This is a genomic window from Methylomonas sp. PHL2-19 (genome assembly GCF_059331595.1).
Window position 1 is genome coordinate 3,648,632 of record NZ_CP196839.1, and the last position, 23,256, is coordinate 3,671,887.

At 51.1% G+C, this 23,256-nt stretch carries 16 protein-coding genes and 1 tRNA gene; 7 read left to right on the top strand and 10 right to left on the bottom strand.

From position 1 onward, the window contains the following. Positions 1–64: 64 nt before the first annotated feature. From ACR02O_RS16820 to ACR02O_RS16830, 3 genes are all read left to right on the top strand, one after another. A complete protein-coding gene (locus ACR02O_RS16820) occupies positions 65–1,543 on the top strand; it encodes a RimK family ATP-grasp domain-containing protein (RefSeq protein ID WP_415878525.1) in 1,479 nt (492 codons plus the stop codon). Then, the gene (locus ACR02O_RS16825; protein WP_458137866.1) at positions 1,540–2,439 is read left to right on the top strand and encodes a carbohydrate kinase family protein; all 900 of its coding nucleotides are present in this window, start codon (positions 1,540–1,542) and stop codon (positions 2,437–2,439) included. Before ACR02O_RS16820 ends, ACR02O_RS16825 begins: the two co-directional genes overlap by 4 nt. A gap of 377 nt (positions 2,440–2,816) precedes the next feature. Next, a complete protein-coding gene (locus ACR02O_RS16830) occupies positions 2,817–4,364 on the top strand; it encodes an AbiV family abortive infection protein (RefSeq protein ID WP_458137867.1) in 1,548 nt (515 codons plus the stop codon). An 879-nt stretch (positions 4,365–5,243) separates the two neighbouring features. Here ACR02O_RS16830 and ACR02O_RS16835 read toward each other — a convergent pair. Further along, the gene (locus ACR02O_RS16835) at positions 5,244–6,128 is read right to left on the bottom strand and encodes a LysR family transcriptional regulator (protein ID WP_494522045.1); all 885 of its coding nucleotides are present in this window, start codon (positions 6,126–6,128) and stop codon (positions 5,244–5,246) included. 155 nt (positions 6,129–6,283) lie between these two features. Here ACR02O_RS16835 and ACR02O_RS16840 point away from each other — a divergent pair, with 155 nt between their 5' ends. Continuing rightward, the gene (locus ACR02O_RS16840) at positions 6,284–6,862 is read left to right on the top strand and encodes a beta-class carbonic anhydrase (protein ID WP_033158105.1); all 579 of its coding nucleotides are present in this window, start codon (positions 6,284–6,286) and stop codon (positions 6,860–6,862) included. A gap of 372 nt (positions 6,863–7,234) precedes the next feature. Here ACR02O_RS16840 and ACR02O_RS16845 read toward each other — a convergent pair whose 3' ends face one another. The 7 genes from ACR02O_RS16845 to ACR02O_RS16875 all read right to left on the bottom strand — a co-directional run bounded on the left by ACR02O_RS16845 (position 7,235) and on the right by ACR02O_RS16875 (position 18,813). Further along, on the bottom strand, positions 7,235–7,768 hold the full coding sequence (locus ACR02O_RS16845) for a hypothetical protein (protein WP_319961371.1): 534 nt from the start codon (positions 7,766–7,768) through the stop codon (positions 7,235–7,237). A 321-nt stretch (positions 7,769–8,089) separates the two neighbouring features. After that, positions 8,090–9,097: a cytochrome-c peroxidase gene (locus tag ACR02O_RS16850; protein ID WP_494522046.1), complete on the bottom strand. Its 1,008-nt coding sequence runs from the start codon at positions 9,095–9,097 to the stop codon at positions 8,090–8,092. Between the two features lie 122 nt (positions 9,098–9,219). Further along, positions 9,220–12,723, bottom strand: a complete 3,504-nt coding sequence (locus ACR02O_RS16855) for a response regulator (RefSeq protein WP_494522047.1) — start codon at positions 12,721–12,723, stop codon at positions 9,220–9,222. Between the two features lie 16 nt (positions 12,724–12,739). Continuing rightward, positions 12,740–13,249 carry a YfiR family protein gene (locus ACR02O_RS16860; RefSeq protein WP_494522048.1) on the bottom strand — a complete coding sequence of 170 codons (510 nt, stop codon included), beginning with the start codon at positions 13,247–13,249 and terminating at the stop codon, positions 12,740–12,742. Beyond that, complete coding sequence (locus tag ACR02O_RS16865; RefSeq protein WP_494522049.1) at positions 13,249–16,116, bottom strand: TonB-dependent receptor; 2,868 nt, start codon at positions 16,114–16,116, stop codon at positions 13,249–13,251. Before ACR02O_RS16865 ends, ACR02O_RS16860 begins: the two co-directional genes overlap by 1 nt. Positions 16,117–16,325: 209 nt before the next feature. After that, a complete protein-coding gene (locus ACR02O_RS16870; protein WP_494522050.1) occupies positions 16,326–18,347 on the bottom strand; it encodes a two-component system response regulator in 2,022 nt (673 codons plus the stop codon). Positions 18,348–18,390: 43 nt separating this feature from the next. Continuing rightward, the gene (locus tag ACR02O_RS16875; protein WP_033158109.1) at positions 18,391–18,813 is read right to left on the bottom strand and encodes a response regulator; all 423 of its coding nucleotides are present in this window, start codon (positions 18,811–18,813) and stop codon (positions 18,391–18,393) included. A 389-nt stretch (positions 18,814–19,202) separates the two neighbouring features. Between ACR02O_RS16875 and ACR02O_RS16880 the strand changes: the two genes are divergently transcribed. The 3 genes from ACR02O_RS16880 (at position 19,203) to ACR02O_RS16890 (ending at position 19,996) form a co-directional block, all read left to right on the top strand. Continuing rightward, positions 19,203–19,290: transfer RNA gene (locus tag ACR02O_RS16880), tRNA-Ser, on the top strand. 91 nt (positions 19,291–19,381) lie between these two features. Next, entirely contained in the window at positions 19,382–19,786 is a 405-nt protein-coding gene (locus ACR02O_RS16885) for a DUF6538 domain-containing protein (RefSeq protein WP_458137872.1), read from the top strand. 60 nt (positions 19,787–19,846) lie between these two features. Continuing rightward, positions 19,847–19,996, top strand: a complete 150-nt coding sequence (locus ACR02O_RS16890; protein WP_458139245.1) for an IS3 family transposase — start codon at positions 19,847–19,849, stop codon at positions 19,994–19,996. A gap of 101 nt (positions 19,997–20,097) precedes the next feature. On the opposite strand, the gene ACR02O_RS16895 is transcribed toward ACR02O_RS16890, so the two are convergent. Further along, the gene (locus ACR02O_RS16895; RefSeq protein WP_458137873.1) at positions 20,098–20,787 is read right to left on the bottom strand and encodes a TSCPD domain-containing protein; all 690 of its coding nucleotides are present in this window, start codon (positions 20,785–20,787) and stop codon (positions 20,098–20,100) included. A 120-nt stretch (positions 20,788–20,907) separates the two neighbouring features. Beyond that, complete coding sequence (locus ACR02O_RS16900) at positions 20,908–23,058, bottom strand: adenosylcobalamin-dependent ribonucleoside-diphosphate reductase (RefSeq protein ID WP_494522051.1); 2,151 nt, start codon at positions 23,056–23,058, stop codon at positions 20,908–20,910. Between the last annotated feature and the right edge of the window lie 198 nt (positions 23,059–23,256).

The window sequence follows — 23,256 nt, forward strand, 5'->3', positions numbered from 1 at the left end:
TGTCTTAATACTCGACTGGTTTCAAAATCCCCGCCCAACATAAACCTTTCGAGTATTTTTTACCATGGCAAGCACGCTGTTGGTCGTTGACGACCTTTCGGATTGGAATCCTTATTACCCTAGCGATCAGGTCGTCAGCTTTGAAGACTATCTGGCCAGTGAGCAAACCGATCCCGATCAGCGGGTGCGGGTGATAAACCTTTGCAGCAGCTACACCTATCTATCCGATGGCTATTATTGCTCGCTACTGGCCGAGGCCCGCAATCACCACGTCATTCCGTCGGTTAAAGTCATCAACGACTTGGGCAAAAATGCCCTGTACCGCCTGCAACTGGAGGACCTAAACCAGCCGCTGGCGCGCGCCTTCAAACATCAAAACCAGAACGGCGAAGTTACTCTGTATAGCTATTTCGGCACCACGCCGGAACCGGCCTTTCAAGAACTGGCGCGGTTATTGTTCGAGCGTTTCGCCTGCCCGATCTTGGAAATCAGCTTGCGCTTTGAGCAGCAATGGCAAATCACCGATCTCAAAGCCGTCTCCCCCAGGCAGCTGGACGATGCGATGCAGACTTTGTTCGCCGATGCGCTGGATCGCTTCAGCAAAAAGGTCTGGCGGAAAAGCCGAACTCGAAAAACCGCGCGTTATGATTTGGCGATTCTGATCAACCCTTCCGAACAATTACCGCCCAGCAATCGCGGTGCGCTAAAAAAATTTATCGATGCCGGCCGGCAACTGGGTATCGATGTAGAACTGATTACCTTGAATCATTACGGCCGCCTGCCGGAATTTGATGGTTTATTCATCCGCGAAACCACCGCCATCGACCATCACACCTACCGTTTCGCCAAAAAAGCCGAAGCGGAAGGCTTGGTAGTGATCGACGATCCCACGTCCATCTTGCGCTGCGCCAATAAAGTCTATCTGGCCGACCTGTTTCGCACCCATAAAGTGCCCTCTCCCAAAACCTGGATCTTGCACAAGGGCAATACCCAACACTTGGACAATCTGGAAGCCAGCGCCGGTTACCCAGTGGTGATTAAAATTCCCGATGGCTCGTTCTCGCGCGGCATCGTCAAAGTGCATAACCGCCAGGAACTGGAAAGCAAAGTCGCCGAGTTGTTCGAGCAATCGGCGCTATTGCTGGCCCAGGAATTTTTGTACACCGATTTTGATTGGCGCATCGGCATTTTCAATCAAAAGGCTTTGTACGCCTGCCGCTATTTCATGGTGAAAAACCATTGGCAAATCTACCGGCACGGTGCCAAACGCACCGACAGCGGCAATTTCGACACCCTGCCCACCTTCGAAGTCCCCAAAGGCGTGCTGGACGCGGCATTACGGGCTACCCAACCGATAGGTAATGGCTTGTACGGCGTCGATGTCAAAGAAATCAAGGGCAAAGGTTACGTGATAGAAGTCAACGACAACCCCAGCATCGACAGCGGCGTGGAAGACAAATATCTGGGCGATGAATTGTACAAAGCCATCATGAGCGAATTCCTGCGGCGTATGGACAACCGCAGCAAGGGTGTGGCGCAATGACATCCACAGCACTCGACGTACTTTGTATCGGCCATGCCAGTTACGATTTGGTATTTTCCGTGCCCCATCATCCCGGCGCCGATGAAAAAATCGTCGCCGACGATTTGCTGGGCTGCGGCGGCGGACCAGCCGCCAATGCAGCCGTCACCGTTGCCAAATTAGGCGGCAAAGCCGGCTTTTGCGGCTATTTGGGTAACGATGTGTATGGCGAAAGTCATTTACAGGAACTACAGAATCACGGCGTCGATATGCGCTTAGTGGTACGCGGCGCTTCGCCAACGCCGTTATCAACTGTGCTGGTCAAACCCAACGGTCAGCGCGCCCTAATCAACTACAAGGGCCAAACCAGCGCCTTGCCGGTCACCGCTATCGACTTTGACGGCTTAGCAGCCAAAGTGCTGTTGTTCGATGGTCATGAACCGCATATTTCCCGTCGCTTACTGAATCAGTTTAGCCACCCGGTACCGACGGTGTTAGACGCCGGCTCCCTACACGACGGTACGCGGGCTCTCATGACTAAGGTCGATTATTTAGTTTGTTCGGAAAAGTTTGCACTGCAATATGCCAGCGATGAAAACCTGGCCTTATCCAAATTGGCGCAACTTGCCCCGGTGGTAGTCATTACCCTGGGCGAACGCGGCCTGATCTGGCAACGCGGCCAGGAGCACGGTAGCCTCGGCGCGCCGCCTATCGTCGCCATAGACACCACCGGTGCCGGCGACGCCTTTCACGGCGCCTTTGCCGCAGGTCTTGCCAAAGGCTTGAGCTGGATAGAATTATTGCGTTACGCCAGTGTGACTGGCGCGTTATGCTGCACCAAAATAGGCGCCAGGCCAGGTTTACCTAGCTTAAATGAGCATCAAAATTTGCTGAAAAGTTGGAAAGATAGCGATTGATTTCAAGACAAGAAACGGCAATTAAGCCGCTATCAATCGGAGATGGGTAACTGCTGCACAGGTCTACGCTACGGATTTAGCATTCCAATGTGCGATTAGCTTGCGTAATCACACAATTCGAATTCAACATTCCTCATACACGCGCTAGGCTGAAGGCAGATGCAACGTAAAGCCCAACATTTTCGAGCAGAACAACGCTAACTTTTATATGCGTTAGAAATTAATAAAATGATATTGTTGTGTCTTTAGAATCGAGCTTTGGGCGTCCAGATGCCAACCCAGTCTAAGTGTTGCAATCAACTCCCGGAAGGAATTGATCGTCAAGAGCAAGTCTCCAAAAAATTAGTCCAAACCGAATGGCATCATAGAGGAATTTGATGTCAGGACGCATTGACCTAGTTAAAGTCCATAATGCCTGCATTACTCATGCAAGGAACCTAATAGTTTCTGCTAGGGCGGTACAGACGATCGAGCAACCTCATATTGCCTATCACTTGGCCGTAATCGCTTTGGAAGAGTTGGGGCGCATGGAACTTCTTGGCGTTCAATCCATGGCCAGCACTAGATCAGAAGAAGATGCGAGCCGGTATGAAAAACAAACACAGTCACATGAGCAGAAGTTGTTCTGGTGTTTCCTCGGGCCAAGTCTCTCTACAAGAAAGATCACCAATGAAACTCTCAATTCCATCACTCAACTTGCTCAACAACTGCACTCGACGAGATTACAGGCTTTGTACATCGATAAAGCCAGTGATGCCTTAACAGTGCCTTCGAAGGTTATACCACCCGAAGAGTGCGAAAAAATCATCCAGCTTGCTGAATCTCGTTTAGCCATAGCGGAAGCGGAGAAACCGAGATCCGAATTAGAAATTTCTGACGATGACAAAGCTACCATGCGATGGTTTCTTAAAGCTGCCGATCATCCAGATAAAACAAAAGTTATATTCTCCGGCGCGTCAATGGAAAAGCTACATGAACTTGCAAATGCTCGGGAATGGATACGTTGGTTGAAAATAAAATTCGATAAGACGGATGCCGAAAATCTCGCCCTAACTGAAGCAGAAATAGCCAGAAGCCAAAATCTTCCAAACAGTGGAGTGAAAGACAAATGGCGCATCCGCCTAAAGATTTATTCCGCCTCCCATTCTATCCGCCCCAAGGAGCTCAACGAGTGGAACAAAAAAGTTGGATGGATAAAGCTCACTCCCGTTAACAAAAGCAAGAATCAATTGATCGTTGATCTAATCCTGAAGGACAACATACCAGTACATGGGTTGTGGCACTTTGCTTGGGGAGTCGCTAGGCAATTTGTAGCAGCTCTCAATATAGGGACTATGGGGTTCTGGTGGTGGAAGGTGCCTGAGCAGATGGATAGCTATTACGAGAAAATTGATGATCTAGAGAACGAGCATCAGATAAAACTTACGAGAAGCCCTAGCCTAAAAATTGACTGGGGCGAAAACCGTGTTCTTACATCCGAAGATCTAGCACAGGTAATTAACTGCCTGATAGCACTTCCAGGTCCGGGCGATGCTCTAAAACTGATTCCTTATAACTATTACATTGGCGGGACTACCTTCCTTTCCTTGAATGATGTTCATTGGCAATGTGAGAATAACATTTTCGGAAATTTCCTGGAGTGCTTACGTAAGCTCATGGAAGAAACGGGAGAATGGAATCCTGAGACACCATTTTCAGAAACCTTTAGTGAGTACATTGACAACATCATCACCGATAATCTTGATGACAAAGAGCGCCTGATAAGTATTGCCAAGGCCTTTGATGCCAATGAAATGAATAAAGTTACAATTACCCTCAAAGACGCCTCTTTTATGAAGCTTTTCTGTGACATTTATATTTTGACAAAAATATGTCCTAGAGCCTTGGGTCGCACGCCAAAGGAGAGCAACCGAGAAAGGCCATAAGGTGCGCTGACTATAGGGTGCTGCCGTTAGGCGCACCGTTCGCGATCATTGCGCCTCGCATGGCTCGGCACAACCTATAAGATGGTCGTACCAATTCGAGAATACCGCTAACAGCTATAGGTCAATCAACAGACCTTCGTCAGAAAAACCAAGCGTCTGCCTATGACCGGTAAACGCGCAAGCCCGCCAGCAACACATTGATCAATTGCATTCAAGTCCAGGGCGATTGGTAGGGCCGAGCATGATTTTCTTTGGGGCATTAGGGATTTCCCCCTCATTCGGGCCTCGCGCTAATCGCATTGAGCTATTCGCGCAAACCCCGTTCGCTCGGACTCAAACTAAAACACGTTGCCGCCTGACTTAGTAAGCTGGCGAGTAATAAAGAAAGCTTTGCGACGATAGCAAAAATACCTCGTGCGCGAGCTCAAACAGGTTGCGCGCAAGGCGTTTTGCCAGAGGGGCAAATCAATTTGCCTTGCCCGCAAGGCTTTTAGGTTTAATCGCAAGGCTTGGCAGGCTTATGTGCAAAGTAAAAAAGATTGCGACGATAGCAAATAACCGCGTGCGCGAGCTTAAATGCTTTGAGCGGAGCGTCATCCGCCACGTTGGCTAAGCCTCTCGGGGCATGACGCTATTGTGTAGCCTAAAAAGAGCAGTTGGGGGGTGTGGTAGGCCGTTCGTGCTGAGCAAAGTCGAAGCATGGACGGCCTACCACATACTCACCCGCCGGGTGATTGAAAAATCCCGCTCGCCCTTCGACAAAACTCAGGACGAACGGGATTTTTCAAGGCTCAATGCTCTGTTCAGGTTAATGCATCCGATGACTGCGGACAATTTTACTGCGGCACTGAACAGTTTGTTGTCTTTGACAAATGCGGACTACCGCTCAAAATACTCCAACAAAAAATCGATAAACGTCGTCAACTTGGCTGGATAAAACCGCCGTTGCAGATAGGTAGCATAAATCGCGATGGCCGGCCGGCGATATTGCCTGAGGATTTCCACCAGTTCGCCGCTTTGTAAATACGGAGCTACCGATAGTCTAGGCGCCTGCACGATGCCCATACCCAAGGCTGCTGCCTGACATAGCGCGCGCCCGTTATTGGACGCCAGCACCCAATCGGATTTGATTTTCTTCAATTCGCCGTCGACGTTGAACAACCAAAACTCGCCGTGGGGCGTGTCCACATAATGCAGGCATTGATGATGGCTCAGTTCGTCTATGGTTTGCGGATAACCTTTTTCGGCTAGATAGGCCGGCGCAGCGTAGGTACAGAGTTCAGTCTCGGCAATTTTGCGCGCCACCACGCCGGGGTCCAGGGTATCGGTCACTAACAGGGAAATATCGAAACTGCCCACCCGCAAATTCGGCGGTTTGTTATCCAGCGACATTAAAATCTTCACTTCCGGATAGCGCTTTATGTAAGCGTCGATGGCCGGCACCATGTACATGCCGCCGAAATCGATAGGCGCGCTGATTTTAATGGTGCCTTTTACCCGCTCGCCTGATTGTGCGGTAGATGCTTCCAAATCGGCTAAATCTTCCAGCAATTGCTTGCTGCGGTTATAGTAGGCTTCGCCGGCACTAGTCAGACTTAAACTGCGGGTAGTGCGATGCAATAGCACCACCCCCAGAGACGCTTCCAATTGGGCAATGTATTTGCTAATCATCATGGTAGAAAGCTTCAGTTCTTTAGCGACTGCCGAGAAAGTGCCTAGCTCGACTATCCGGCAAAAAACACGCATGTTGTTAAATTTATCCATCGCGGCACTCAATATAAACTTAAAGTTTATATTTTATAAACCAAATAGCGTCTTTAAACCAGAATGCCGCTTGGCTACAATGCCGCCCGGAGATAGTCGTTACCTCGTCTGGTTTGACATTCAGACCAGACGTTTTTTCATGCACCGAGGTTTTTATGAGCAAAATTCACAACGAAGTACTGTTAGCCAACCGCGATTATGTATCCAGTTTCACTAAAGGCGATTTGGCTATGCCCCCTGCTCGTCAGTTTGCCATACTGACCTGTATGGACGCCCGCCTGGACCCGGCAAAGTACGCCGGTTTATCCGAAGGCGACGCCCACGTGATCCGGAACGCCGGCGGCCGCGCCAGCGACGACGCGATTCGCTCCCTGGTTATTTCCTACAAATTGCTCGGCACCAAGGAATGGTTTGTGATTCATCACACCGACTGCGGTATGGAAACCTTTACCAACGACATCATGAGCGACTTGCTCGCCAGCAGTTTGAAAACCGCCAGCGTCGATGCCACCGGTTGGCACGACAGCGGCGTTGGCCCTGGCTCCACCGACGGCAAATACATCAATTGGCTGACCATCAAAAACCAAGCCGAAAGCGTGTTGGAAGATGTGAAACGCATCAAAGCCCATTCGTTGGTGCCTAGCGATATTCCGGTTTACGGTTATGTTTACGACGTCAAAACCGGCCGTTTAATCGAAGTACCGGAAGCGACTGCCGCCGGCCAAGCCAGCTAAAATTTGCTGCCAGCCTTAGGAATCCGTCTGTTCTATTGCGAAATAGACAGAGGCATTCCCGTAGAAAGTGAAGTGATAGGACTCAAAGTTACGCTACTTTAAGCAATGCGCTCCCGCAAATGCGGGAGCGATTTAATCGCCAATCCTAAAATTGTCAGCTTTTGCTTAGCTGAAAATCAAAAGTCTATTGGACTTACCGCCCGAAGACTCAATCGCAAAACGCCGCAGAAATATCAGCGGTTTTGTCGTAGAAGCTTTGCAATATCCAACTACCTGAAGTGGCAACGGAACACAAATCCTTACCGGCGTTCAGAGTCTTTGTTGGTCCCGCGGAGACAGCGGAAAGATTGCATCCATTTGTTATACCCAGCATCAATAACCTCGACGGCGCGGCATATTTCGGAACATATAAAACAGAAAAAAGCTGAAAACCCACCCAACCGCCGGGATAGGAACAACTGCATTCATGGCGCTAACATTAACTTGGTAGCCACTTGTGCTCTCCAGGGAAATGGCGATACCCAGAATATTTATCGTGTGAGAGCCGGCAGTCAATATACCGTCAAAGGACCAAGCTTCATCGGCAGGTCCGGCACTTTTAGCCAATGGACTTCCATCCAAGTTGACGGCGTATAACAGACTCCCAGTGTTAGCTTCTAGGGAACTCACTGAAACCCTAACTTGACTGCTGTTGTGTAAATTAAAAGTCCAATCGTCAAGCACATTGGTCTCAATACGTAGGCCGGTTACTATGCCGAATAGATCCTGCGGCGAATTTTGCCCTGATTGCAAACTTCCAAGAATAGGGCCGTAACCGGTAATTGTGCTCCAACTTAAAGTTGACGCATTAACTTGAAATGAAAATGACGCGATGACCAGGCATATTATCGTTAAGTATTTTTTCATAAAAAGCCCCCAAGCAGATGGTAAAGATAAGGTTATACATATCTTTGCCTATCAGCGAAACGGTAATATTTTCCCGCAATGATTATTTTCGGCTTGCCGGTGCTTGTTCGGTAATATGCTTTGGCGACCCTTCAAATAAAATCAGGGTCAACGTATTCTCACCATGCAAAAGTTGGCAAACCGTCCAATAACTTTGCCCTGGAAACGACTTAAAGTACCCAACACTCTTAATCTACATTGCGTATTGTGCCCCGTGAGGGAAGTATTTTGACAAAAAAAGGGGCCTTGCGGCCCCCTTAATCTTTAACTACCTGATAAAACTCAGTTAAAGCTGGAACCCGGTGTTCCTGGCAATTGCGGCATGGTTTGCGCTGGGAATTCACCGGTCAGCGCATTCAAAAACGCGACGATGTCAGCCACATCAGCATCGGACAACTCTTGATTTAATTGCAGTTTAGCCATTAACCAAACAGCTTTATCCAAGGTTTTTACCGAACCGTTGTGCATATAAGGTGCAGTCAAAGCGACGTTACGCAGAGTCGGCACTTTAAACAGGTGCTCGTCGCTTTCTTTTTTGGTGACTTCAGCCAAGCCTTTGTCTTTTTGGAAGTGGTATTGCGCTTCGAAGTAGCCGCTAGGGTTAACAGGGAATTTTTGGAATACCCCTGGGCCGTTAAAGGCCGGACCACTGTGGCAACTGGTGCAACCCAGTTCCACGGCTTTTTTCAGACCGCGTTCCTGCTGTTCGGTCAAGGCGTCTTTATCGCCTTTGACATATTTGTCGTAAGCGCTATTCGGTGTAATCAAAGTTCTTTCGTAGGCGGCAATCGCTTTGGTGGCGTTGTCTTTGGTAATAGCTTCGGCATCGCTACCAAAGGCCACTTCGAAAGCATGGCGATAGCCTTTGATGGTTTTCAAGCGAGCAACCACGTCATCCCAGCTTTTCATACCCATTTCAATTGGGTTGGTGACTGGACCTGCTGCTTGCGCTTCCAGACTGTCGGCGCGGCCGTCCCAGAATTGCACTTTGTTGAATGCGGCATTCCAGACCGTTGGTGCACTGCGGCCGCCGGTTTGGCCGTTGACGCCCATGGAGTTGGGCCGGTTATCTTCGCCGCCCAGCATGGTGTTGTGGCAAGACGCGCAAGAAACGGTGCCCGTGGAAGACAGACGCGGATCGTGATACAGCATTTTACCCAGTTCAACTTTTTCGGGGGTTGTGGGGTTGTTGGCAGGCGCTGGCGCCGTGGTGGGCAGCGCATCTGCCGCCATAACAGACATCGAACTAGCCAGCGCTATCGCAGAAACCAGCATACGAAATTTAAACATGAGATCCTCCTAAGTAATTATTTTAGCCGTGGGCTACCGAATTGTAAGATATTGACGCTGGGCAGGTAAATTAAATTGCATCGTTATCGACCGCACGCTGCAAAGCCGGGGTTAGGCTGGCGTTAAAGTTTTTGCAGCAACTCGCTCAGTTGCGCCAGTGCCTCGTCAATGGCAAATCGGTCGATTTTTTTGGCGATGTCCTCCAGCAAGGGCAAATACTGATGACCGGCCATACTACGCTGTAATTGCTCCAACATGGCTTCGGCCGCGCCTAGATCGCTTTCCAGCAATCGCGACAATGTCTGTAAATCCGCCGCTATCTCGGCGTCGGTAACCCCTGTCAAAAGCGGATCCGTGTCGGGCGCTTGGCTGCTCGCCAGTGCTTGCAAGGCCTCAATTTGCCCGATGACTTGGCGCAAAAATCCTTCCATGTACTGCAAGTGTTCAGCGGGCGGTATTTGATTTTGCTTAAGGACAATATCCACACCGGCGGCGGCTTCGAATAAATCAGTCGCCCCCAGATTGCCGCTAACCCCTTTCAAGGCATGGCAACGCTCTTCAGCCTGTTTGAGTTCCCCGGCATTGATCAAGCCGCGAATCTCGGCGACCGCATCCGGGTAGTGTTCTTTAAAACGGTATAACTGTTTGCGATAGGCCTCCGGATTACCCCCGATCCGGCGTATACCTTGCACAATATCCAGGCTGGTCAAGGTTTGTAAATCTTCGGGATAATCGGCAGCTTGATAAATCCGCGCCGCCTCCTGGCTCTGTTCGTCGTCGGCCGTGAGCGGAATCCAGGTTGCCAATGCTTTGAACAACCGGTCGGGATCAATCGGTTTCGTAACGTGATCGTTCATACCTGCCTCCAGGCTTTTCTCGACATCGCGGGCCATGGCATGGGCGGTCATCGCGATGATGGGCATAGTTGCAAAACGTTGATCGTTCTCGGATTCCGCTAAGGCCCGAATTTTGACGGTGGCTTGCAAGCCGTCCAGCACCGGCATCTGGATGTCCATCAAGACCGCATCGTAATGATGCTGCCTAACCATGCTGACCGCTTCTTCGCCGTTCACCGCTTCGTCAACCTCAATCTCGTGGCTGCGCAGCAATTCGCAGGCAAATTCGCGGTTGATTTCGTTATCTTCCACCAGTAACAACCGAATCCCTTGCAGTTGTTTGATACCGGCAATATCCGCCCCGCCCAATTGCTTAAATTTATCCACCACCCCAAGCACCCGGCCGCGTCCAAGTGCCGACAAAATCGCATCCAGTAAGGAGGACGGCGATACCGGTTTGATCAAAAAGCCATCGATACCGGCCCGGCCCGCCAACACCATCACATCTTCGCTGCCGTAAGCGGTAACCATGATAATCTTGGGCTGCGGCATCAGGCTGGTGTCGGCGCGAATCTGCCTGATCGCCTCATCGCCGTTCATACCCGGCATTTTCCAGTCCATCAACACCACATCGAAAGGCTGGTCGGCCGGCGCCTCCCGCAACGCTCTCAGCGCCCCGGCCGCACTGGCCGAACAGCTCACCCGTAGCTGAAACGGCCGCAACATATCGCTGATGATTTCCCGGGAGGCCTCGTTGTCATCCACCACCAATACCCGCACCTCGGCCAACAACACGCCTATGCTTTGCTCCAGCGCGTCTTGATGCAGCAAAGTATCCTTAGCAACGCCCAAGCGCACGGTAAAACAAAAGGTTGTGCCCTGGCCCAGTTGCGACTGCTCGATCCAGATCCGGCCCTGCATCATTTCCACCAGGGTTTTACAGATGGCCAAGCCTAAACCTGTGCCGCCAAAGCGCCGGCTGGTGCCCTGATCGGCTTGGGTAAACTCTTGAAACAGTTTTTTCTGATCGTCTTCCGCCATGCCGATGCCGGTATCTCTGACCGATACCCGCAAATCGATAGTGCTATCGGTTTTGGCCAGGCAATAGAATGCCAGTTCCAATTCACCGGCTTCGGTGAATTTCAGCGCGTTGCCGCATAAATTGGTCAACACCTGGCCGAAACGCAAGGGATCGCCTAACAACACCGGCGGAATTTGCGGATCGTGACGGATCAGAAACTCGATACCTTTCAAGCCGGCTTGGTAACCGATCATGTCAGCCAATTGCTCCACCACGCTATCGAAGCGAAATTCGGTTTCTTCCAGCGCCAATTTACCGGCCTCGATTTTGGAAAAATCCAGAATATCGTTAAGAATCCCCAATAAGGTACGTGCGGAACTGTGGGCTTTTGCCAAATAGTTGCGTTGCGACGCGGTCAATTCGGTCTGCAAAGCCAGATGCAACATACCCAGCACGCCGTTCATCGGCGTGCGAATCTCGTGCGACATATTCGCCAGAAACTGGCTTTTAGTCTGGGTGGCTGACTGGGCGGCGTCCCGAGCCTCTTTCAACGCCAGCTCGGCCTGTTTGCGTAAGGTCACATCCTCGTAAGTACTGACGAAACCGCCATCGGCTATCGGCCCGCCGCTGATCTCGATGACCCGGTTGTCCAATCTTTGCCGAGTAAAATTGTGCGGCCGAAAATGTCTTATTTCTTCCAGCAATTGCCGCAGTTCGGTATCGGGATCACGGAAACGCAACTGCGGATCGGTTAAATCAAACTGCACGAAATCGGCATGGTCCCTGCCCACTGCCAGCATACTTTCCGGATAACCGCGCACCTCGCTGAGTTTTTTATTCCAAACCAATAACTTTAAATTGCTGTCAAAGGCTATCAAGCCCTGCGACATGCTATCCAGCACGGTGGCCAGCATGACGCTGTTATGCGCCAATTTGGCGTTAATTTCCGCCAACTCCGTGGTGCGGGCAGCCACGCGCTCTTCCAGACCTTCGTTGATGCTGGCCAATAGTTTTTCGTTTTCGGCAAGCTGCCGGTTCAAAGCCAACAGTTCGCTATCGCGAGCTTCGATGGTGGCTATCATCGTGTTGAAGGCTTGAATCAGCGCACCCAATTCATCGTTACTCTCTTGTGCGGCGCGCAAGGTGTAGTTCTTTTCGCTGTTGATCGTTTCGACGGTTTTCTTCAACCTGACCAGCGGACCGGACACCACTTGCTGCAAACTGGAAGCCAATAGCAAGGCGAACAGACCGGATAACATCACAATGCCCATCGCCGCAGCCAAAAAATCCCGCCATAAGGAATCCAGCTCCGCCAGACTGGAGGCTATCCAAACCCTTCCCAAAATGCGGCCGTCTAAGGCTATCGTTTCGCTTATGGTGCAATAGGCATCGTCGAATCGCGGCCGCTCGCTAGCCGAAGGCTCCGGATGTTGCAGCGGACAGGCCAAGCCGGGTTCGTAAAGTGCAAACAGCTGATTGGCACTATCGTAAATACAGGCCGATACCACGCTCTGCTTGACGCTTAAAGCGGCCAAAGTGGCGTTGGCGACGCTACTGCCATTAAACGACAAGGCCACGGTACTGCGATTGGCAATGATACGAGCCAGAGAACTCAAATCCCGGCCCATATCCTCTTTTACCCGCATGTGTTCCTGGGCAATAAAACCGGCCCCCGCCAACAGCAGGGACAAGATGCTGGTTGCCAACATAATCAGCACCAGCTTGGTTTTTATGGTCAGATCGCGTTTAAATTCAGCCTGGTTTGTCATGGGATTCCGGAGTGAATTAACGGACGATACGGGCGATTTCCATCAACAAGGCGTTGACTTTTAATTGCGCTCGGCGCACGGCGTCCGGATTGATTTCCAGTTTGATCTGGCCGTTTTCGCTATAAAATCCGATACAGCCGCCGCGGCCGGCAAACCCCTCGGCATCGCTGACAGTTAATATCTGATTGCCGCGCACCTGCTGTATCAAGGCTGGCAATTCCGGCGCGTCATGGTCGATATACAAAATCTGGCAAATCTGCGGGTCGTCTATGCCCGACCAGATTTGCAATAAATGCCCCTTGGTATCGCGGCTGGCCAACTCGCTCAGCAAGTTGACGATAGGTTCGGCGCCGACAATGCAGACATGCAGCGTATCGTTCATCAGCGCCGGCCACTCCACGAACTTGGTGAAATTGAACACATAATTGGCCTTGGTTTTGGCGTTGAGCATGTCGTCGGCAGCGGCGCCGAAACTGCTGAGCAACACCCACAACAATAAACCCGCGCTCACTAACTTGCCCGGCATCAAAACTCCAGGCGGGCGGTCAATTTCACCGTCAAACTCGGTCCGGCCAGCACAGTCAGCGGCGCCCCCAAATTCGGCGAGGCAAAGTCGCTGTTAAATGCCGCATAATTTTTAAAATCGAATAAATTCAATACATCCAGACGCAGTTTCATCCGGGTGTCGTGCGGCGTGTCGAAACTTTTTATCAGCGCAATGTCGACTTGTTTGTATCCCCACCACTGCCCCGGAAAGATAAAATCGCTACCTTGCGGCGTAAAGGTATCAAAACGGCAAGCACCGCTTGCACAGTTGACACCGGAGCGGGTATCCGGGGTCGCCAGCGTCAGCTTGGTAGAAAAAATCAAATCCCACGGCAAATCGACACTGGCGGTTGTCACCAGCTTATGTTTTCTGACCCCGGCGGTATCCAGCCAGCCATTGGTGTGGGTATTGGGATGTTCAAACAAATAACTGCTGTTATCGAAGAAAGACTGCGGTTTGTTTTCCTCGGAATCGGTAAAGGTGTAGGCAAACGTCATACCCCAGCCGCTGTCTTTGCTGTACGGTTTTTCGGCTTTGACAAATACCGAATTGGTTTTGGTCTGTACACCGTTATCGAACAAAATTAATTGCCCAAAGCCAGGCACGGCCTGAAAGGTGCCCCCGAACCCGGACCCGGCTGCGTAAAAGCTGCCGTCGGCATTGCGGCCGCCCAGCAAACCGACCAAACCGTTGTAACTGTGGACGTGCGACACGCTGACTTCGGTATGCCAGTCGCCGAAACGATTGCGCATGCCGATATTAAATTGGTCGGCATAGGGCGTGCGCAGATTGTTGCGCATTAAATTGATTTCCCGGCTGCTACCCGTACCTACACCGGTCAGTGCGGACAATTGCGCCGGCGTATAGTTTAAATATTCGGGATTCCAGGCGATGCAATCGACGCCGGCCACGCAATCGTAATTGGGGTCGCCCTGAAAATTGACGCTAAAACTGGGATAACTGCCCTTGGTACGTTCCAGTTGCAACACGTCGTAAATATGGCGGTCGTAGGCTTTAGCGTAACCGCCGAACAACACATGCCGCTGGTCTTCGAATAAGTCGTATGCCAAACCTAATCTGGGCGCAATATTATTGCTGTCCGCCGCGCGGTTAGCGCCGTTACTGAGGTAGTTCTCGATGTCGTAACCCGTATTCGCGTTGTGAATATTACGCCAGTTGCGGAGCGCACTGCTGACATCGCCGGGCGTGACATGGTTTAGATAGCCGGGGTTGTATTCGTAATCCCAGCGGACGCCCAGGTTCACGCTCAAATGTCGATTAGGGTTCCAATCGTCTTGCAGATACGCGCCGAATTGCGTCACATCGGATTGGGCGGAACCGTCACCGCCGCCGACCAAAGGCGTTGCCCAACGCACTTGATACGGGTTGCCGGCAGGATTGTTTAAATTCAAGCCGAACTGCGGGTGGTAAGGATCGCGCTCTACCGCGCCCAGTTCTATCTGTTTGACTTTAGCGCCCAGCTTTACGACATGGTTGCCATGCCAATCCAAACCGCTGAAGGTTAGATCGTCTTGAAAACCCGGCCCGCTTTGGCCCTTGTCCTGATAATTGGTCGCGCCGCCGCTATTCAACACACTCCGGCTATTCAGATTTCCCCCGCTCAAACTGCCGTCCAGGCGACGCAGCTGCAAACCCGCGCTTTGCGTGGCCGGCAGTTGCCGCCAATTGGCATCTTCATAAGTAAACCGGGCTTCGTTGACCCAATGTTCCGCGCTGTATTGATATTTAAAATCCAGGCGCTTTTCGCTGTTACCCTTGGTCAGCGCGTAAGACTCTGAGTTTTCACCGCCAATCCCTAAGGTTTCGGTTTCGTCGCGCAGCTTAAAAGACACTTCGATCAAATTACTATCGTTAAGCGCCCAATCCAGTTTCCCGAAGAACAAATCCGCCCTGAACGGCCTGTTCACCCGGCCCAGCTGCGCTTGATACGGCTCGGGTAAGCGGGAGCCGTCACCCGCGCTAATATTGGCGTAATCGTCGTTGAGTTTACGTTCGTATGCCATGAAAAAATGCGCGACATCCTTGGCGATGGGACCGCTTAAGGTCACACCGAATTGCACTTGCTCGGTGTCGCGCTTGCCGCCCGCCAGTTGTTCGCTGGGGGTAACGCTGCGCAGATCCTGATTGGTATGATCGTAAAATGTTTCGCCGTGAAAAATATTGCCGCCGGATTTAGTCTGCACCGAAATTGCCGCGCCGCCGACTTGATCGTACTCGGCCTTATAGTTCTGGCTAATGACCTTATATTCGGCAACCGCCGATTCCGGAAACACATTGCCGCGACTGGAATCCTGGCCGGCTACGCCGCCCCTGACCACATAGTTTTTCTGACTGACGCCGTCGATAAACAAATTGACGCTATCCGGCCGCTGCCCGCCGCTTTGCAAGCGGGTACTGCCATTTTCATCGTTTACCACGTTCACACCGGGCGCCAGATCGGCATAATTCAGAAAATTGCGGTTTACCTGCGGCAAGCGCTGCATTTGCTCGGGCGTTAAATAGGTAGCCAACTCCGCGGAATTGCCCTCACTCGTCTGTTCGGCGACGCTATTATCATCGCCTAACGCAACGTCTACCAAGGCCACCTGCCCCACTTGCAGCGTCAGCTCTTGACTGTTTTGCTGGCCTTCCAAACCTAACACCTTGAGCTGGTAACGGCCGGGTTTCAATGCCATCAGCACATAAGAGCCGTCAGCTCGGGAAAAGGTCCGCGTGGAAAACCCCCGCTCCAGACTGGTAACGATGATTTGCGCGCCTGCCTGAGTGTCAGCCCCCCGTAGCGTGACTTGACCACGAATTGTCGCCGCACTGATGTCGGCCTGCACTGGCTGACTCCAACAGCTTATCGTCAGCAGAACGCTGGCGGCGCTTGATAACCGGCTGACCGTAAAACCGACGAGCCTCTGCCAAGTTATGGTCTTGCGCAGAGGATGTTGATTAAAAACCGGCCGCATCTTAAAACTCCATTCCGGCTTTAGTAGCAGAGTTGCCTGGATCAGACTGATTCCTGTCCTCCCCCGGATGCACGTTGGATTCAATCATGGCGGGGCGTCCCCAGCGTATGCGGTGCCGGTTTGCCCAAATAAAAACCTTGCGAAAAATCGATACCCAGCTCAACGACCTTGGCTTGGATCTCCGCACTCCCCACAAATTCGGCAACCGTGCGCATACCCAAGCGCCGCGCGGCATCGACTATGACGCGGGCAATTACTTCAGAATCCGGATTGTCGATAATATTCATGATGATGGAGCCGTCGATCTTTAAGTAATCGATCTTTAACCGCAACAAATGCACGAAATTGGAATAGCCGCTACCGAAATCGTCAATCGCAAAGTGACAGCCATAGCCTTTCATGCGATTAACAAACTGGCGCACTTCCTCGTAACTTTCGATACCTTCAGATTCGGTAATCTCCAATACAATGCGCGAACCGACGCCGGGCTGAGAGAGTTTTTCGGCAATAAAGCTCACCGTATTGGCATCGATAATATCCTCGACGGTTAAGTTGATACTCATCTCCCCCTCCGACTCGGGCAAGGCTTTCACGACTTGTTCGACGATGGTGCGAGTCAAGGCGGTATATTGCCGGGTGCGTTTTGCCACGCCGAGAAAGCTGGGCGGAATGACATTACCCTCTTCGTCTATCATCCGCATCAGCGCTTCATATTTCACGACTTTCCCGCTGCGATTGTCGATGATGGGTTGATAAAAAGGCACGATGCGGCCGTCGGCCAGGGCACTGCGAATTTTCTGGCTCCAGTGGATGTTGTCCTTGTAGTGCGACTTGATCTGCATCTGATCGGTATAAATCAAATAATCCCGACGTTCGATCCTGGCGCGCTCCAACGCCAGCGCCGCATGCGTATAAGGACTGTCGGCCCCCGAACAGATGCCTGCAGTCACGCGGATGTTAATCTTGTCTTCGCCGCAATCGATCGCTTCCGATTCCAAACGCTTGATAATGCTGTCTATCAATTGCTCGAAACGGCCCGGATCGCCACCGGTTTTGGAGAGCAAAGCAAATAAATCGCCGCCGATGCGGTAAGCCTGCGCATCGGCGCCGCTCATTTTTTGCAAACGCTCGCCAATTTCCAACAAAACTTTATCGCCGTTGCGCAAACCGTAAAAATCATTGATGGCTTTGAATTGATCGATGTTGATCATGCCCAATATCGACGGACCGGCGTCAGCCAAATCCTGCATCAATTTCACCCGGTTGGGCAAACCGGTTAACGCATCCGTGGTCTGTTCCCTAATCAACTCTTCCTGTTTAATCAAATGGGTGACATTAACGCTGGTGGATATAAATTCGCGAATCGAGCCGTCAGCGTCAAGGATGGGGACGATGGTGTTGTTGATGTAAATCACCTCGCCACTTTTAGTAAGATTGCTGTAGGTCCCGCGCCAGATTGCACCGCCTAGAATCGTGTTCCATAACTCCCGATGCAAACCCGGAGCCGCGTCGGGATCTTTGAGAATCCGGCTGGTTTTGCCTATAACCTCCTCGCGGGTATAACCGTAGGTTTGCACAAACGCATCGTTTACAAAAGTGATGACGCCGTGCGGATCGGTGCGGAATACGATATTAGACACATCGGTGGCATGCCGGTATTCGCTCAGACGTTTCACCCGGCCTTCCAGAGCGCGGCGTAAGCGGCTCAGTTCCAGATGCGTTTTGACCCTGGCCCGTACTTCGTCAATATCAAACGGCTTGGTAATGAAATCGGCGGCGCCCATGGAAAAACCGCGAATTTTTTCGATGGACGCTTCGACTATCGTCACGAAGAGAATGGGTATCCCCGCGGTTCTAGGATCGCTCTTGAGCCGCCGGCAAACCTCATAGCCATCCATACCCGGCATTCTGACGTCCAGCAATACCAAATCAGGCGGCGTCGAGCCTTGCGCCAACTCCACCGCACGCATGCCTTCCGTCGCCACCATAATGCCGTAATCGTCCTTAAGTGCTTCGAGTAAGCCGTGAATATTTTCGGGAAGATCGTCTACCACCAAAATAGTCGGCCTGGGATTGAGCGATAGGGATTTGTCTTTGTTCATTATCCAAGGAAATAGTTAGATCAGCGTTGCTTGACCCCAACGATTATAGTCTGCCATAGCGTTTCCGATAGGTGGCTAGCTCCAAATGCAGTCTAACCCGAGCTAGAAGCAACTCAGGCACTACGGGCTTGAGTAAATAGTCGTCGGCGCCCAGCGCCATACCCTTGGCGTCGTCACCGACTTCGGCGGCCGCAGTCACAAAAATGACCGGGATTTCGGCCGTTGCCGGATCATCGCGCAGATATTCCAACACCTGGTATCCATCCATTTCCGGCATTTTTATATCCAGCAAAATCAAATCAGGAGCCGACGCGCGCCGGGCGATTTCCAGGGCTTTTTCACCGGAAGTAGCAGCCATCACCGCATAATCTTGCCGCAAAATATTCAGCAAGGTATGCAAGTTTTCGTGAACATCATCGACGATCAGAATTTTTGGTTTTTCGTTTGAAATACAAATATCGTTCATAGAGCTCCCCCGTTCACTCCGATAGGCCATCGACAAAAGGTGAGTTCACTCTCCAGCAAACTCCTGCGCAAACTTAGACCACGATCCACTGAAGAGCAAAATTCAACAATTTATTTATCCGACAGAACATGGTTAACCTAGTACAAGTAAGGGCTGATCGGACGCTAAACCAATGACTAAACTGGATTGTCTTTTAGGGAAGTAACTCCCATGGGAAATTCAATGCAGCCAATAACCGAGAAAATACTCGTCCGAATTGCAAAATAACCGTGTATCCATTATCCTAGTCGGGATTGGGTGGTCGCTATCACGGCGACAAACGCAGATTAAGTTATGAAGCGATCAATTTCTGAAGCACTAAATCTGCTGATCAGCCCAAAAATGTATTAGGAGAGATGGCCGAGCGGTCGAAGGCGCACGCCTGGAAAGTGTGTATACGGCAACGTATCGAGGGTTCGAATCCCTCTTTCTCCGCCAATTTTAAGTTACTGTTTTGCAAGTAACTTTTCAAAGTAAAGCCTCAAGAAACAGCGTTTGCTACACAAACCTGTTACACAAGAGGCTTTTTGTGGGAAAATTTCCCTATCTTTTTCGACGCAAAAACGTCTACTACTTCAGAATCCGCGTTCCTGCCGAGCATCAAGAATTGCTCAACGCAACAGAGATTGTGCGAAGCTTAAAGACAGAAAGTCGTCACGAAGCTATTCCACGTGCTCTGCAATTAGCAGCGAATATTGCTACAACGTTTAATGAATTAAAGTCTGGAACAATCTGCGATTTACGCTCTTCAGAGCTGATTTCTCAGGTTTCACAGAAACAAGTTTTGGCAAAAATCTCAACAATCACTGTTAGATCAAACACTCCCAAAGCTCCCCTACTGCAAGGACTTACTAGGCATACCGACCGGGGTAGCCAATTGCATCGGAAAGCCATCGAGCTTTGCTTATACAACACGGCATTCGACAAAGCATGAGCCGAAAAGGTAACTGTTGGGATAACGCGGTTTCGTAGAGCACCCCCCCTGAAAACCGAACTGATTCACCAACAGACTTTCCTGACTCGCGCTCAGGTCAAACAAGCAATGCTCGAATATATCGAAGTGTTTTACAACCGAGAGCGACTGCATTCCGCCAATGGCTATCTGTCTCCGGTTAATTATGAATTGCGGCATCAAGCCGCTTAACTATGTGTCCGGTTTAGTGTTGACACATCAACAATTTCTTTGCCTGGCTCCTGAGAGAACACCTGACTATAGCTGATGCATCGAAAAGGCTTGCTCGACAATCACCCACATTTACTCTCCCCACAATTCAAACAAGTCATACACCCATCCATCAACACCATCGCCTTGGTGCTGCACTTGTTACATAAAACAGCCTTCTCAGGAAACGCCTGCCCTTCCGACGCGCCATGCTGGGCTTCAAACTCCCGGCGTTTTTCATCCAGTAATTGCTGGTGGTGATCGCTGAGTTTTTCCGGCTTGATCATGCCGATGTGTTTCATGTGCGATTCGATGGCGTGGCCGATCTCGGCAACCAGGGATGGCATGAACACCCCGCCTTTTTTGAAATAGCCGCCCTGCGGATCGAATACCGCCTTCATTTCTTCCACCAAAAAGGTGGCGTCGCCGCCTTTACGAAATACCGCCGAAATCAAGCGAGTCAGTGCCAGCACCCATTGAAAATGCTCCATGTTCTTGGAGTTGATGAAAATTTCGTAAGGGCGGCGTTCCTGATGTACCGTGCCTTCGTTCAGGATGATGTCATTGATGGTGATATACAGCGCATGCTCGGACTGCGGGGTTTTGATCTTATAAGTGGAGCCGAGCAGCATCTCCGGGCGTGCCAGATTTTCGTGCATTTCTTCCAGTGAAGGTTTTGCCAGTTCGGCTTCCGCCTGGGCAGCTGCTTCCAGGTTTTCTTTGGTCAGCACTTTGTAGCCGACGATTTTTTTGTTGATTTTGTGTAGGGTCATGGGTTTTCCGTATTCTGTAGCTTGGGTTTACCGGCCGGGCATAAAAGCGCATGCGTAACCCAAAATTGCCGTCGTGTTGGGTTACGGCTAACGCCTAACCCAACCTACATTTTTTAAAAATCAAAACTTGCCGTAATAACCTTCCTTCAAAGCATCAAACAAGTTGGCAGCGGTGTGGGTTTCGCCATCGTATTCCACTTCTTCGTTGCCTTTAAATTCCACCACATGGCCGTCTTCCAGGGTGAACTGGTAGGTGGTGTTTTCCAGGTCGGATTCCTTGACCAACACACCCTGGAACACTTCCGGGTTGAAGCGGAAAGTGGTGCAGCCTTTCAGGCCTTGGTCGTACGCATATTCGTAGATGGACTTGAAGTCTTCATACGGATAATCGGTCGGCACGTTGGCGGTTTTGGAAATCGACGAATCGATCCAGCGTTGCGCGGCGGCTTGAATATCGACATGCTGTTTGGGGCTGATGTCATCGGCAGCGATGAAATAATCCGGCAATTGTTGAGCCGGATCCTGGCTGTATGGCATGGCTTGCGGGTTGATCAGTTCGCGGTAGGCCAGCAATTCAAAGGAAAACACGTCGATTTTTTCCTTGGACTTTTTGCCTTCGCGGATTACGTTGCGCGAATAATGATGGGCAAAGCTCGGTTCAATACCGTTGCTGGCGTTGTTGGCCAGCGACAGTGAGATGGTGCCGGTCGGCGCGATCGAGCTGTGGTGGGTAAAGCGGCAGCCCACTTCCGCCAGTTCCGCGACCAATTCCGGCAGTTCCTGCGCGACTTTTTGCATGTAGCGGCTGTATTTGGCGTGCAAAACTTTACCGGGCACTTGGTCGCCCAGTTTGTAACCGTCCGCCGTCATTTCCGGGCGTTTGTGCAGCATTTCGCCGGTGACGGTGAATAGCTGGTCCATGATAGGTGCCGGGCCCTTTTCTTTTGCGAGTTCCAGGCCGGCTTTCCAGCCTTCCAAAGCCAACTCTTTGGTGACTTGTTCGGTAAATGCCAGAGACTCTTCGTTGCCGTATTTCATGCCCAGCATGGTGATGGTGGAACCCAAGCCTAAATAGCCCATGCCGTGGCGGCGTTTGCCAATGATTTCTTCGCGCTGTTTTTCCAAAGGCAGGCCGTTGATCTCGACGACGTTATCCAACATGCGGGTAAAGATACGAATAGTTTTACGATAAGCTTCCCAATCGAAGCGGGCTTCTTTGGAGAATGGTTTATCGATGAAGCGGGTCAGGTTGATCGAGCCCAGCAAGCAACTGCCGTAAGGCGGCAGCGGTTGTTCGCCGCAAGGGTTGGTGGCGCGGATGTGCTCACAAAACCAGTTGTTGTTCATCTCGTTGACTTTGTCGATCAAGATAAATCCCGGTTCGGCGTAATCGTAGGTGGAAGACATGATGATGTCCCACAAGCGGCGCGCCGGCATGACTTTGGTAATGCCGCAAGCCACCAAGCCGGCCTCGTTGACCACATAGCCTTTTTTATTGGGCAGATCGCGCCAGACGATTTTGTCGGTATCGGTTAAATCCAGTTTATCGGCATTGGCTTCGCGTTCGGTAACCGGAAAAGACAGCGGCCATTGGCCGTTGCTTTTCACAGCTTCGACGAATTCGCTGGTAATCAGCAGAGATAGGTTGAACTGGCGCAAGCGGCCGTCTTCGCGTTTGGCGCGGATAAAGTCCACCACGTCCGGATGGGCGACGTCGAAGGTAGCCATTTGCGCGCCACGGCGGCCGCCGGCCGACGATACGGTGAAACACATCTTGTCGTAAATATCCATGAACGACAACGGGCCGGAGGTATAGGCGCCGGCGCCGGATACATAAGCGTCTCGCGGCCGTAATGTCGAAAATTCGTAACCGATGCCGCAACCGGCTTTCAGGGTCAGACCGGCTTCGTGGACCTTGTGCAGAATATCGTCCATCGAATCTTCGATGATGCCGGACACGGTGCAGTTGATAGTGGAGGTGGCCGGTTTATGATCCAAAGCGCCGGCGTTGGAGGTGATGCGGCCGGCCGGGATCACGCCTTTCCGCAGCGCCCACAGAAACTCTTTATAGTGTTTTTCTTGCAGCGCCTTGGTTTTCTCCACGCTAGACAGGGCCTTGGCGACGCGCTTGTAGGTGTCATCAATGGTTTCGTCAATCGCTTTGCCATCCTTGGTTTTTAAGCGGTATTTACTGTCCCAAATATCCAGAGAAGCACTTTGCAGCGGGATTTCGGTGGCGTCTTGTGTCACAACATGAAGTTTTGCGGTCATTCGTGGATTCCCTTTTCTAGTTGAATGGTTATAGGCCTATCTTGCCGCTCCGGCACGGCTAAGATATTGATGTTTATTGGATTAAAACCGAAAACAATACAGTCCGGCGATATACTGCATATAGTGTCTATTTTGAAATTCTAGCACAACATATTGTGCTGTCAGCGGGAAATTTTTACTAATTAGCCGCACTTGCGT